This is a genomic window from Peterkaempfera griseoplana (assembly GCF_001418575.1).
GTDB classification, from domain to species: domain Bacteria; phylum Actinomycetota; class Actinomycetes; order Streptomycetales; family Streptomycetaceae; genus Peterkaempfera; species Peterkaempfera griseoplana.
The window spans coordinates 1-12,381 of the sequence record NZ_LIQR01000016.1; the positions used below are offsets into that span (position 1 = coordinate 1).

Here is a 12,381-nt window from a genome sequence, read left to right on the forward strand (position 1 = left end):
GCGCGGGCGGCGCCGCCCGCGTAGCCGGGCAGCTGGCTTCCGCTGCCCGAGGCGACCACCAGGGAGCCGGTCTCGGTGAGCGCCGCGACGCTGCCGACGATGACGTCAGGGCCGGCGATCAGGCGCCGGATGTCGTCGGCGCAGGTGGCACGGTCCATGGCCAGGACGCGTGGCTTGACGGCGCGGTACCGTCCGCCGGCGTTGATGTCCTCGTCGATGCCGGACAGGCGCAGGGTCTCGCTGGCGGCGGTGAACACATGGGCGCCCTCGGGGATCAGCTCTCCGACGCGGGCACGGGCGGCTGCGGCGTCGTCGAGGACCTCCACGGTGAAACCGTGTGCGGTGAGCGCGGCGGCCGCCCGCTCCAGGCGCTGTGCGGGTGCCGGGTCGGCAAAGGACGCTGCAGGCATGGGAGTGGTCATGAGGTCTCCCGTCCTCCTGTTCACTGGTTGATGAGTCGGTCTCGGCAGTTCGACAACACAGCCGCCCTGGATGTGAGGCGCCGCACCGCCTCACATTCCGGCGCGCTGCCGTGTCGAACCGGTGAGGGCAGTTGCGACGAAGGGAGCCGTTGGCACCATGACCACCCGATCCGGGCCGGCACCCGGCCGACTCGATCCAGGCCTGGACGCCGTCATGGGCGAGCGGCGTCAGCTGGTCAATGTCGCGTACCGGCTGCTGGGCTCCCTGGCCGAGGCCGAGGACGCCGTCCAGGAGACCTACGCCCGCTGGTTCGCCATGCCCCGGCAGCAGCGGGACGCCATCGTCTCCCCCGGCGCCTGGCTGACGACGGTCGCCAGCCGTATCTGCCTCAACCTGCTCGGTTCAGCCCGGGTCCGGCGGGAGCGCTATGTCGGCGAGTGGATCCCCGAGCCGCTGCCCGACCGTACGGAGTGGATCAGCGGGCGCCCGGCCGGTGCCGCCGTCGACCCGGCCGACCGGGTCACCCTCGACGAGTCGGTCAGCATGGCCTTCCTCGTCGTGCTGGAGTCGATGACCCCGGCCGAACGTGTCGCGTTCGTCCTGCACGACGTCTTCCGTTACTCCTTCGCCGAAGTCGCCGAGATCGTCGGCCGCAGCCCCGCTGCCTGCCGCCAGCTCGCCTCCTCGGCCCGCCGCCGCATCCGGGCCGCACGGCCCTCGGCGACCCCGGCGGCCCGACGCGTCGCTGTGGTCCGGGACTTCAGGCAGGCGTGGGAGGCCAAGGACATCGGCGCTCTCATCGGTCTGCTCGACGCCGGCGCCACAGCGGTCGCCGACGGCGGCGGCCTCGCCACGACGTTCCTGCACCCGATCGCGGGCGGCGAGCAGATCGCGCACGCCTGGGTGGAGATCGCCCGCCGGAGGCCCGCGGACATGACGTTCCTGGAGCGTACGGTCAACGGGCAGCCGGGTCTGGTGGCCCGGCAGGGCGGCGTCACCGTGACGGTGTTCGCGTTCGATGTGACGGGTGACCGGATCAGGCACATCTGGGTGGTGCGCAACCCCGAGAAGCTCCGCCGCTGGACGACGGGCTGACGCGGCCGGAAGTGTCCGGCGCCCGGGTGGCGGCCAGGAGGACGGCGGCGGAGTCCTCAGGGCCGGCGTCCGTCCCGTACAGCCCCGGCGGGTCTCCCCTCCTGCGGCGCCCGCCCCGTCTACGGTGCGTTGCGGCGCCCTGGGTCGTCGTGCTCGGCGCACCGGAAACGACCACCGAACGAACGGGACCCCTTGTGAAGCACATCGCCCTGAACGGCCTGGACGTCTCCCGCATCGGTCTGGGAGCCATGGGCATGTCCCACGGCTACACCGGCGCCGGTGCCGACGACGAGGAGTCCGTCCGCACCATCCACCGCGCCCTGGAACTGGGCGTCACCCTCATCGACACCGCCGAGGTCTACGGGCCCTACACCAACGAGGAACTGGTCGGCCGCGCGCTGAGGGGCCGCCGGGACCAGGTCGTGCTCGCCACCAAGTTCGGTCTCATCTCGCACACCGGCCGTCAGGGCCCCACCGACAGCAGCCCGGCCAGTGTGCGCGCCGCCGTCGAAGGATCGCTCAGGCGTCTGGGCACCGACCGGATCGACCTGTACTACCAGCACCGCGTCGACCCCGGCGTCCCGATCGAGGAGACCGTCGGGGCGCTGTCCGAGCTGGTGGCCGAGGGCAAGGTCCGGCACCTGGGCCTGTCGGAGGCCGGGCCGGAGACCATCCGCCGTGCGCACGCCGTCCATCCGATCACCGCGGTGCAGTCCGAGTACTCGCTGTTCACCCGCGACCCCGAGGCCCGTGTCCTGCCGGTGCTGCGGGAGCTGAACATCGGATTCGTGCCGTTCTCCCCGCTGGGCCGCGGTGTGCTGACCGGTGCCATCCGTTCCACCGAGCAGTTCGACGCCGACGACTTCCGCGCCGACAACCCCCGGTTCAGCGGCGAGAACTTCCGGCACAACCTCCGCCTGGCCGACCAGGTCGCCGCCGTCGCCGCCGAGGCGGGCGCCACCCCGGCGCAGGTCGCACTGGCCTGGCTGCTGGCCCAGGGCGACGACATCGCACCGATCCCCGGCACCCGCCATGTGAGCCGCGTCGAGGAGAACGTCGGCGCCGACGCCCTCCGCCTCAGCGACGACCAGCTCACCCGGCTCACCAACCTGCCCCCGGCCGCCGGGGACACCCACAACGAGGCCGGTATGCGCATGATGGAGCGCTGACCCCCGGCGGGACGGCCGCGCCCGAGCGCCGTCCCCGCAGGGGGCGGTCCCCTGTGCGCACCCGCGGGACATCCCCGTCACCGGCCGGGGGACGGGAGGTGACCGGAGCAGGCGGCTCGGCGGCACCCGCGGATCCGCTGCTCCGCGTCGCCGGCGGTCAGGGAGCCGGGCGCGCGGAGCCGGCCGTCCTGGGCGGCGCGGGGCGCCGTGCGGTGAGTACGGGCTGGTGGAACCCGCTGGAGTCCGGCAGGTGCCAGGTGACGTCGGTGAAGCCGGCCGCGGTCACGAAGTCCGTCAGCTGCCCGCGGGTGAGTGCCCAGGAGGTGGTCCGGCGGACGCGGACGTCCCAGCTCCTCCCGTCGGGGACGAGCTGGAAGTGCTCCAGGTCGTAGTGTTCGCCGTCCTGGTGCCAGTGCCACAGCTGGAAGGTGACCACGCGCCCCTCGCGCGTCTGCGAGACCTGGGGAGGTGGCGCCGTGGGCCTGGTCCGGCGCGCCTCGTCGTAGTCCCGCAGGGTGACCATCAGCAGCCCGTCGTCCCGGAGCACGCGCAGCATGCCGGCGAGTGCCGCCTGGACGTCCTCCGCGCGGAGCAGGTGCGGGAGCGCGTTGTCGGCGGACAGGACGACGTCGAAGCAGGACGGCCCGAAGGGCAGTTGACGCATGTCCGCCGTCGTCACCGGCAGTACGGCGCCCCGGGCGGCCGCCTCGGCGGCGGCCCGCGCGGTGGCGACCGGGCTCAGGTCGGCGGCGACGACCCGGTGCCCGCCCAGGGCCAGGCCGATCGCCTGGGTCCCGATTCCGCAGGAGCAGTCCAGCACCCGGTGCGGTCCCGTCCCGAGACCCGCGCGGAGGATCCCGTCCAGCACCTCGGCCTGGTACGCCATGCTCGCGTCCCAGTCGCGGAAGATCAGGTGGTAGTCGTGGGCCAGTTGGTCGTAGAAGTCCCTCACCGACAGCTCGGACACGCACCCCACCGTAGTACGCGGCCCCGGGGCTGGGCACCGCCTCGGCGGAGGGAACGCGGGGGGGCCTCCCGCCGGGTCACCGCACCCCGCTGATCCTCCGCAGCATGTCCAGGAACTGCTCACGCTCGGCGGCCGACAGCGGCGCCAGGAGTTCGTCGTTGGCTCGCCTGGCCGCCCTGGTGCACTCCCTGAGGCGCTGTTCGCCCTCGGGGGTGAGGCTGACGGCGTTCTTGCGGCGGTCGGCGGGGTCGGGGGTGCGCAGCACGAGGCCCGCCGTCTGCAGGTCGTTGAGCACGCCGACCATGTCCTTGGGGTCGAGCGAGATCGTCCTGCCCAGTTCGGCCTGGGCGACCGGGCCGAGGTCCGCGACGGCGGCGAGGACGACGTGGTGCCACATCCTCAGGTCGTGCCGCGCGAGCGCCTCCGCGACCAGGCCGCGCCCACGGGCCGCGGCCCGGCCGAGGAGCCAGCTGGGGAGGGGGCGAATGCGGCTGGGCGCCGGCGGGTTCTCTGCCATGCCCGGCAGCATACGAGAAAACGTTGGCCCTCCCAACGACCTTCCCCTATCGTTGGGATCTCCAATGAATCTCCAGGGTGTCGGGAGGCGGTCTCGCATGCGGCGCATTCGGTACGAGAACATCGGCGGACCGGAGAACCTGTTCCAGGAGGAGGTCCCCGTCCCGGAACCCGGAGCCGGTGAACTGCTCGTCAGAACCGAGGCGATCGGCGTCACCCTCCCCGTCGTGCGCAAGGTCCGCGAGGCCGCGCAGCCGGTCCCGCTCGGCGGCGAGCTGGCCGGCGAAGTGGTGCGGGTCGGCGAGGGCGTGAGCGAATTCGCCCCGGGCGACCGGGTCACCGGCCTCTGCTTCGGGCACGGGTACGCGCAGTACGCGCTGCTGCACACCACCATGGCCACCGCCATCCCGGAGGGCGCCACCGCCAGGGACGCCGTCGCCCTGGTCCGCAGCGGAGTGGTGGCGCTCGGCGCCCTGGAGGCCGCCCGCCCGGAGCGGGGCGAGTCGGTCCTGGTCACCGCGGCCGCGAGCGGGGTCGGCCATCTCGCCCTGCAGCTGGCCAGGTTGCACGGGGCCTCCCGGGTGGTCGCCGCCGTGGGCGACCCCGCCAAGGCGGACTTCGTACGCGCCCTCGGCGCCGACGCCGTGGTGACCTACGACCAGGAGAGCTGGGGCGAGCCGGTCGACATCGGCCTGGACGCGGTCGGCGGCGAACTGCTCACCCCCGCCGTCAGGGCCCTCGCGCCGGGTGGACGGCTGGTCGCGTACAGCTCTGGCGGCGGCACCATCGCGGCGTACGACCTCCTCGTCGGCGGCAGATCGGTGACCGGGTTCCAGGTGGCGCTGGTGGCCAGGACCCAGCCGCAGCGGTATGCGGGGTGGGTCGCGACGTTGTGGCGGCTGTTCGCCGAGGGCGCGCTGCGGCCCGCCGTCCACGCGGAGTTCGCCCTCGCGGACGCGGCACGAGCGCACGCGACGATCGAGGCCCGGGCCAATCTGGGAAAGGTCGTCCTGGTACCCGAGGGCTGATCCGCGGAGCGGTTTCCCGGCCCCCCGGTGTGCACGCCGCCCAACGGGCCCGGACATGGTGAAGACCTCGATGTGATGGAGCCGTCCAGGACCGCACCGCACAGAGGTCTTCGTGGTCCACCGTAACGCCCAACCGGACGTTCGCAGCGGACCACTCCCCGCCGGGCGTGTCGGGGCCGGGCGTACGGTCATGCCGAGCGGGGTGGCTCCCCCGCGCCTGATCGCCGGCGGGGCCGGAGGCTGGCCGAGGCCCGCGGCGCCGGCCGCACCACCGGGCCCGGGCGGGCGCCGGTGTTGCCGGGTCCGGGATCAGACCCGGACCGGCGCCCCGGACCACAACGCCGTCGGAGCGCACATGGGCCACCGTCAGGTCACCGCTGCCGTCGGGGACGCCTCCACGACTCCGGGGCGAGGAGCAGCATTCCGCCGTCCGCAGGGCGTGACCGAGCCGCACGGTCCGGGAATCCTCCGCGGCGGTGCCAAGCCCCAGTTTCGGATGCCCGGTCGGGTAGGGGGGACGCAGCGAGTCCCGGCCCGGCCGGTCAGCCGCGCAGCCCGGCGTTGAGCCGGGCCGCCTGGCGCGTCAGATGGTCGCGTTCCGCGAGGTTGGGCGCCTTGTGGGCCGCCTCGGCGTACAGCCGCGCCGCCGTCACCAGGTCGCCGTCGCGTTCATGGAGGTACGCCGCCACCGCGGTGTGGCGGGGCAGCGAGTCGTCCAGCGCCGCGAGCGCGGCCAGCCCGGCACGCGGTCCGTCGGCCTCACCCACGGCGACGGCGCGATTGAGCCTGACGACCGGACTGTCGGTCAGACGCGTGAGCTCGTCGTACCACTCCACGATCTGCACCCAGTCCGTCTCCTCGGCGGTGGGCGCGTCGGCATGGAGGGCCGCGACGGCCGCCTGGGCCTGGAACTCGCCCAGCCGGTCACGGGCGAGGGCCGCCTGCAGGATCCCGACGCCCTCGGCGATGACGGCGGTGTCCCACCGGCTGCGGTCCTGCTCGGCGAGCGGCACCAGGCTGCCGTCGGGCGCGGTGCGGGCCGCGCGCCGGGCGTGGTGGAGCAGCATCAGGGCGAGCAGCCCCGCCACCTCGGGGTGGTCCACCCGGGCCGCGAGCTGCCGGGTGAGCCGGATGGCCTCGGCGGCGAGGTCCACATCGCCGGAGTAGCCCTCGTTGAACACCAGATAGAGGACCCGCAGCACGGTGGCGACATCGCCGGGCCGGTCGAACCGCACGCCGGAGACGGTGCGCTTGGCCCGGCTGATGCGCTGCGCCATGGTCGCCTCGGGAACCAGGTACGCCTGCGCGATCTGACGCGTCGTCAGTCCTCCGACGGCCCGCAGGGTGAGCGCGACCGCGGACGCGGGCGTCAGCGACGGATGGGCGCACAGGAAGTAGAGCTGGAGGGTGTCGTCCACCGCGGGCGCGGGCCCGGGCGCCGGCTCCTCGTCCGCCCGGTCCTCACGCCGGCGGCGGGCGGTGTCCGCCCGGGTCGCGTCGAGGAACCGGCGCCAGGCCACGGTCACCAGCCAGCCCCTGGGGTCCCTCGGCTGGTCGGCCGGCCAGACGCGGACCGCCTCCACCAGCGCGTCCTGTACGGCGTCCTCGGCCGCCGCGAAGTCGGCTCCGCGGCGGACGAGGACTCCGATGACACCCGGGGTGAGGCTCCGCAGCAGGGCCTCGTCCATCGGGGAGGTCACTCCGTGACGGTGGGCGGCGCGGCCAGGAAGGGGCGCAGCTCCAGCCACTCGTGGATCGGCTTGCCGCCCGCTCCGGGGGCGGCCGACAGTTCCCCGGCCAGTTCGACGGCCCGCTCGTAGCTGTCGACGTCGATCACCATCCAGCCGGCGATGAGGTCCTTGGTCTCGGCGAACGGGCCGTCGGTGACCGGCGGGCGTCCCTCGCCGTCGTACCGCACCCATGCCCCCTCGGGGGCGAGCGCCTGGCCGTCGACGAACTCGCCCGTCCCCTCCAGGCGGGCCGCGAAGTCGTGCATGTACTGCATGTGCGCCGAGATCTCCTCCGGCGTCCACTTGTCCATGGGCACGCAGTTGACCGCCTCCGGAGCGCCGCGGTAGTGCTTGAGCAGCAGGTACTTGGCCATGATCCGTCTCCTCGGTGCTGGTGTGACCCATTGTGGTCACCCTCACCTCCGGGACGGAGCAGCCCACGGGTTCTCGACATCCCCGCCGAAGATTTTTTTTCCGCCGCCTGCGGCGGGTGTGGGCGGCGGCCGGGCCGCCGCCCGCACCGGGCCTGTCCGCGATCACCACGGCACCGGGGTCCCGTCCCAGGAGAAGAACTCCCCGGTCGGCCCGTCGTCCGGCAGGAGCGCCAGCCGTACGGCCCCCTGGGCGGCCTCCGCCGGGTCCCCGCCCGCCGCGGCCGCCCGGGGGTTGAGATCGGTGGCCCGCAGACCGGGGGCGAGCGCGTTGATCTTGAAACCCTCCTCGGCCAGGGTCTGGGCGTACAGCACGGTCAGGGCGTTGAGGGCGGCCTTCGACGAGCGGTACGCCGCCGCCCCGCCGCTGCCGGTGGCGAACTGCGGGTTGGGGCTGGTGCTCCAGGTCAGCGAGCCGGTACCGCTGGACACATTGACGATCCGGGGGTGCGGGGAGCGGCGCAGGGCGGGCAGGAAGGCGTTGGTGACGGCGACGACCCCGAAGACGTTGGTCTCGTAGGTGCGCCGGAACTCGTCCGCGCCGGTTTCGGTCGGCGGGGCGAGCGACGGCGAGATGCCCGCGTTGTTGACCAGGACGTCGAGGCGGTCGACCCGGCGAGCGGCTGCGGCGATGCCGTCCGGGTTCGTCACGTCCAGGACCAGCGGACGCGCGCCCTCGCCGATCTCCTCGACGGCCCGCTGGCCGCGCCCGGCGTCCCGGGACCCCACGTACACCAGGAAGCCCTCCGCGGCGAGCAGACGGGCGATGTCCTTGCCGATGCCCTTGTTGGCACCCGTGACCAGTGCTGTGCGATTGTTCATGCAAGCCACGGTCCCCTGGCTGCGCCCACCCTGCCAGGGACAACCTGTACCAGGCAGGGGGAGGAGAGCCCATGGCACGGCAGGAACTGGCCCGTTACCTGCGGGAGCGCCGCACGGCCCTGCGCCCCGACGAGCTCGGCCTGCCCGTCGGCACCCCGCGCCGCACCCCTGGCCTGCGTCGGGAGGAGGTGGCGGAGCTGGCCCACATGTCCGTCGACTACTACGTCCGGCTGGAGCAGGCCCGCGGCCCCCGTCCGTCGCCGCGCATCCTGGACGCCCTGGCCCAGGCCCTCCGTCTGGCGCCCGCCGAACGCAGCCACCTGTTCCGCCTCGCCGGGACGAGCGCGCCGCCGCCCACCGCGGGCGCGGTCGGGCGCGTCAGCCCTCATGTGTCCCGCATGCTGCAGCGTCTGCCGGAGACCGGCGCGATCGTCACCGACGCGGCCTACGGCGTCATCGCCTGCAACCCGCTGGCCCGTGCCCTGCTGGGCGACGACCTCGGCCTGCGGAGGGCGAACCTGGCCCGGCGCCGGTTCCTCGGCGACGGCGGGATGTACGAGAGCTCCAGCGCCGAGGAGTTCGGGCACATCGTGGTGGCCCGCCTGCGCCGGGCCGCCGACCGCTACCCGCACGACCCGCAGCTCGCCGCCCTGCTGGGCGAACTGCGGACCGGCAGCGAGGAGTTCCGCCGGCTCTGGGAGACCCGGCCGGTCCACGCCCCCGGTCACCGCATCAAGACCCTCGACCATCCGACGGCGGGCAGGCTCCGGCTGAACTGCGACGTCCTCCTGGTCCCCGAGGACGACCAGGAAGTCGTGCTGATCACGGCCGACCCCGGATCCCCCGAGGCCCGGACCCTGCGCCGGCTGGCCTCGACGGCCCCGTACTCCGGTCTGGCTCCGTGACGGGTGCGGCTCCCTGGGGGGAGCGGTGAGCCGGACGGACCACGTGCGGCACCCCGGCGGACAGCGCGCCGGACGAGGTCGCCATCGCGTCCTACCACCCGGCGGATCCGCAGAGCGCCGCCCACGTCGAGGAGCCGTGCGGTGACGTCCGGCCGGCCACCCGCCCCCGGACGGCGCGGGCCGGACGGCCGCTGACCGGGGCAGGTCCGCAAGGCCCCCGCTCGACCCGTCCGGCGGTCCCGTGGCGACCGCGGATGCCGTGCACAGCGGCGGGCGAGGTCCTGATCTGCCGCACCCCCGGCCGTTTCCGCGCCCCGCCCCGGCGGGGTTCCGTCATAGCCTCGACATTGCTGACAGAGTCGACGGTCCTCATCGCGGCGGACCGCCTTCGCCGGGGCGGCAGGTCCGACGGCCCCGTCCCCGACGGTCTTTTTTGAATTTCGAAGAGGAAAGAAGGTCGGCGCTGTGACGTCACCATCAAGCAGCGTTTCCTCGGCCGCACGCCCCCAGGAATTCGGCATCAACGAGTGGCTCGTGGACGAGATACGGGAACGCTATCTGAGCGATCCCGGCTCCGTCGACGTGACCTGGCGGGAGTACTTCCGAGCGTCCGCGGCGACAGACGAGGCCAGGCCTGACGGCGCCGGGGCGGCAGCAGACCGGGAAAGCGCCGACTTCGTGGCCAAGGCGGTCCGGGTCGCGGCCCTGATCCACTCGTACCGGGTCCGCGGGCACCTGGCGGCCGACACCGATCCCCTCCGTACGGCGCCGGCCTCCGGCCACCCCGACCTGGAGCCTTCCGGGCACGGCCTCGACGCTGCGGACGCCGCACGGCAGTTTCCCGTCGACGGCTTCGCCGGCCGCCGGACCATGACACTGCGCGACGTCGTCCAGACGCTTCGCGACTCCTACTGCGGCACCACGGGCATCGAGTACATGCACATCCAGAATCCGGCGGAACGGCTCTGGATACAGCAGCGCGCCGAGGGGCGGCAGCCGCGGCCCGGACGCCCCGAGCAGCTGGGGATTCTGCGCCGGCTGGGCGCGGCAGAGGCATTCGAGACATTCCTGCACACCAAGTACGTGGGGCAGAAGCGGTACTCGCTGGAAGGCGGGGAGTCAGCGATCATCCTGCTGGACGCGCTGCTCGCACCCGCCGCACGCCTGGGCATGCGCGAGGTGGTCATCGGGATGGCGCACCGCGGCAGACTGAACGTCCTCGCCAATATCGTGGGAAAGCCCTACGCCCAGATCTTCGGGGAATTCGAGGACGCGGTGGACATCCGGTCCTCGCAGGGTTCGGGCGACGTCAAGTACCACCTGGGGGCCGCCGGCACCTTCCACACCGCGGACGGTCACACCATCGCGGTCTCCGTGGTCGCCAACCCGTCGCATCTGGAGATCGTGGGCCCGGTGGCGCAGGGGGTCGTGCGGGGGCGGCAGGAACGCGCTGAGGGCGACCGGGAGGCATTCTCCGTGCTGCCCGTCGTGATCCACGGCGATGCCGCCTTCGCGGGGCAGGGCGTGGTCGCCGAGACGCTGAACATGTCACAGCTGCCCGGCTATCGCACCGGCGGCACCGTCCACGTGATCATCAACAACCAGCTGGGGTTCACCACCGCCCCCGCCGGGGGCCGGTCGAGTGTGTACGCGACCGACGTCGCGCGGACCGTGGAGGCGCCGATCCTCCATGTCAACGGGGACGACCCCGAGGCGGTCGTCCGGGCGGCCCGGTGGGCCTTCGACTACCGGCAGGCCTTCCACAAGGACGTCGTGGTCGAGCTGGTCTGCTACCGGCGCCACGGGCACAGCGAGGTCGACGACCCGTCCATCACCCAGCCGGGCATGTACGACCGTATCGCCGCGAGGCCCTCCGTACGGAAGCTGTACGCGCAGTCGCTGCAGGACGCCGGCGTCATCGGCGAGCAGGAGATCGAACAGGCCCGGCAGATCTACCGGGCCGAACTCGAACGGGCCTTCGCCGAGACCAGCGGGACCCGGTCGGCCGACCGGAAGTCGTCTTGGCCGGACACCGGGGCGGACCGCCCGGCCCGCCGTGCCGCCACCGCGGTCGGCGAGGAGGCGCTGCGGCTCGTCCTGGGCACCCAGACCGACCTGCCCCCGGGCTTCACCCCGCATCCGCGCGTGCTCCCGCAGCTGCGGCGACGGGCGGCCATGCTGGACGCGGGCAACGTCGACTGGGCCACTGCGGAAGCCCTCGCGATCGGATCGCTGCTTCTGGACGGAGTGCCGGTGCGACTGGCCGGCCAGGACTCCCGCCGGGGCACCTTCGGCCAGCGGCACGCCGTCCTCACCGACCGCCGCACGGGCCGGGAGCACACGCCACTGAACTCGCTCGGCCCGGGGGCGGCGCGCTTCGCTCCGTACGACTCGCTGCTGTCCGAACTGGCCGCGCTGGCATTCGAGTACGGCTACTCACTGGCCCGGCCGGACGCGCTGGTGCTGTGGGAGGCGCAGTTCGGTGACTTCGCCAACGGCGCCCAGACGGTCATCGACGAGTACATCTCCGCTTCGGAGCAGAAGTGGGGGCAGCGGTCCGGTCTGGCGCTGCTGCTGCCGCACGGCCTGGAAGGACAGGGGCCCGACCACTCCTCCGCCCGCATGGAGCGTTTCCTGCAACTGTGCGCGGACGACAACATGACCGTCGCCAGCCCCTCCGTGCCGGGCAACTACTTCCATCTGCTCAGGGGGCAGGGCCTCGAGGTGCGGCGCAGGCCGCTGGTGGTCTTCACTCCCAAGTCCATGCTGCGGTTGAAGGCGGCGACCTCCGGGCTGGAGGAGTTCACCAGCGGTTCCTTCCGCCCGGTGATCCCCGACCGCACACAGGACCCCGCCCGGATCGAGCGCGTGCTGCTCTGCTCGGGCAAGGTCTTCTACGACCTGGACGCCCAGCGGCAGCAGTCGGGAGACGACCGGACCGCCATCGTCCGGCTGGAGCGGCTGTATCCGTTCCCCGCCGCGGAACTGCAGGCGGAACTGTCCAGGTACCCGCAGGGCGTCGAGGTGCGCTGGGTCCAGGAGGAACCGGCCAACCAGGGCGCCTGGACCTTCGTCGGACCTCGTGTCGACCGCCTGCTCCCCGGCCCTGCGGCCTGTGTGAGCCGGCCTGCCGCCTCCGCTCCGGCCGTCGGGTCCGCCAGCCGTCACGCCGCCGAGCAGCAGGAGGTTCTGCGCCGGGCCTTCGCCTGAGGGCGCCGCCGAGGCCTGAAACCCGAGGCCTGGGCGGCCGGCGACCGGACACAACCGGCCGGTCGGCCGGGTGCCGCCGCCCACG

General features: G+C 73.4%; 11 protein-coding genes. 5 read left to right on the top strand and 6 right to left on the bottom strand.

Annotation, left to right across the window (positions count from 1 at the left end):
* The coding region (locus AOK09_RS01325; protein ID WP_055585216.1) for an LUD domain-containing protein at window positions 1-422 on the bottom strand (422 nt) is incomplete at its 3' end.
* 157 nt (window positions 423-579) lie between these two features.
* On the opposite strand from AOK09_RS01325, the gene sigJ reads away from it, so the two are divergent.
* Both sigJ and AOK09_RS01335 read left to right on the top strand, forming a co-directional pair.
* The gene (gene sigJ, locus AOK09_RS01330; protein ID WP_055585217.1) at window positions 580-1,518 is read left to right on the top strand and encodes an RNA polymerase sigma factor SigJ; all 939 of its coding nucleotides are present in this window, start codon (window positions 580-582) and stop codon (window positions 1,516-1,518) included.
* A gap of 194 nt (window positions 1,519-1,712) precedes the next feature.
* Window positions 1,713-2,687, top strand: coding sequence for an aldo/keto reductase (locus AOK09_RS01335; RefSeq protein WP_055585218.1), 975 nt, complete (start codon window positions 1,713-1,715; stop codon window positions 2,685-2,687).
* A 157-nt stretch (window positions 2,688-2,844) separates the two neighbouring features.
* Here AOK09_RS01335 and AOK09_RS01340 read toward each other — a convergent pair whose 3' ends face one another.
* Window positions 2,845-3,654 carry a class I SAM-dependent methyltransferase gene (locus tag AOK09_RS01340; protein WP_055585219.1) on the bottom strand — a complete coding sequence of 270 codons (810 nt, stop codon included), beginning with the start codon at window positions 3,652-3,654 and terminating at the stop codon, window positions 2,845-2,847.
* A 76-nt stretch (window positions 3,655-3,730) separates the two neighbouring features.
* On the bottom strand, window positions 3,731-4,171 hold the full coding sequence (locus tag AOK09_RS01345; RefSeq protein WP_107101205.1) for a MarR family winged helix-turn-helix transcriptional regulator: 441 nt from the start codon (window positions 4,169-4,171) through the stop codon (window positions 3,731-3,733).
* A 97-nt stretch (window positions 4,172-4,268) separates the two neighbouring features.
* On the opposite strand from AOK09_RS01345, the gene AOK09_RS01350 reads away from it, so the two are divergent.
* Window positions 4,269-5,198: a quinone oxidoreductase family protein gene (locus AOK09_RS01350; protein ID WP_055585220.1), complete on the top strand. Its 930-nt coding sequence runs from the start codon at window positions 4,269-4,271 to the stop codon at window positions 5,196-5,198.
* A gap of 542 nt (window positions 5,199-5,740) precedes the next feature.
* Here the strand turns inward: AOK09_RS01350 and AOK09_RS01355 are convergent.
* From AOK09_RS01355 to AOK09_RS01365, 3 genes are all read right to left on the bottom strand, one after another.
* Complete coding sequence (locus AOK09_RS01355; RefSeq protein WP_055585221.1) at window positions 5,741-6,886, bottom strand: RNA polymerase sigma factor; 1,146 nt, start codon at window positions 6,884-6,886, stop codon at window positions 5,741-5,743.
* A gap of 8 nt (window positions 6,887-6,894) precedes the next feature.
* Window positions 6,895-7,302 carry a YciI family protein gene (locus AOK09_RS01360; RefSeq protein ID WP_055585222.1) on the bottom strand — a complete coding sequence of 136 codons (408 nt, stop codon included), beginning with the start codon at window positions 7,300-7,302 and terminating at the stop codon, window positions 6,895-6,897.
* A gap of 162 nt (window positions 7,303-7,464) precedes the next feature.
* The gene (locus AOK09_RS01365; protein ID WP_055585223.1) at window positions 7,465-8,181 is read right to left on the bottom strand and encodes an SDR family oxidoreductase; all 717 of its coding nucleotides are present in this window, start codon (window positions 8,179-8,181) and stop codon (window positions 7,465-7,467) included.
* 71 nt (window positions 8,182-8,252) lie between these two features.
* On the opposite strand from AOK09_RS01365, the gene AOK09_RS01370 reads away from it, so the two are divergent.
* Window positions 8,253-9,086 carry a helix-turn-helix transcriptional regulator gene (locus AOK09_RS01370; protein WP_055585224.1) on the top strand — a complete coding sequence of 278 codons (834 nt, stop codon included), beginning with the start codon at window positions 8,253-8,255 and terminating at the stop codon, window positions 9,084-9,086.
* Between the two features lie 465 nt (window positions 9,087-9,551).
* Complete coding sequence (locus AOK09_RS01375; protein ID WP_079062628.1) at window positions 9,552-12,296, top strand: multifunctional oxoglutarate decarboxylase/oxoglutarate dehydrogenase thiamine pyrophosphate-binding subunit/dihydrolipoyllysine-residue succinyltransferase subunit; 2,745 nt, start codon at window positions 9,552-9,554, stop codon at window positions 12,294-12,296.
* The last annotated feature ends 85 nt before the right edge of the window (window positions 12,297-12,381 follow it).

Bases quoted from the DNA above. Each gene is read 5' to 3' on its own strand.
- sigJ (WP_055585217.1), top strand. From the start codon at position 580: ATGACCACCCGATCCGGGCCGGCACCCGGCCGACTCGATCCAGGCCTG.
- AOK09_RS01345 (WP_107101205.1), bottom strand. From the start codon at position 4,171: ATGGCAGAGAACCCGCCGGCGCCCAGCCGCATTCGCCCCCTCCCCAGC.
- AOK09_RS01350 (WP_055585220.1), top strand. From the start codon at position 4,269: ATGCGGCGCATTCGGTACGAGAACATCGGCGGACCGGAGAACCTGTTC.
- AOK09_RS01355 (WP_055585221.1), bottom strand. From the start codon at position 6,886: ATGGACGAGGCCCTGCTGCGGAGCCTCACCCCGGGTGTCATCGGAGTC.
- AOK09_RS01360 (WP_055585222.1), bottom strand. From the start codon at position 7,302: ATGGCCAAGTACCTGCTGCTCAAGCACTACCGCGGCGCTCCGGAGGCG.
- AOK09_RS01365 (WP_055585223.1), bottom strand. From the start codon at position 8,181: ATGAACAATCGCACAGCACTGGTCACGGGTGCCAACAAGGGCATCGGC.
- AOK09_RS01370 (WP_055585224.1), top strand. From the start codon at position 8,253: ATGGCACGGCAGGAACTGGCCCGTTACCTGCGGGAGCGCCGCACGGCC.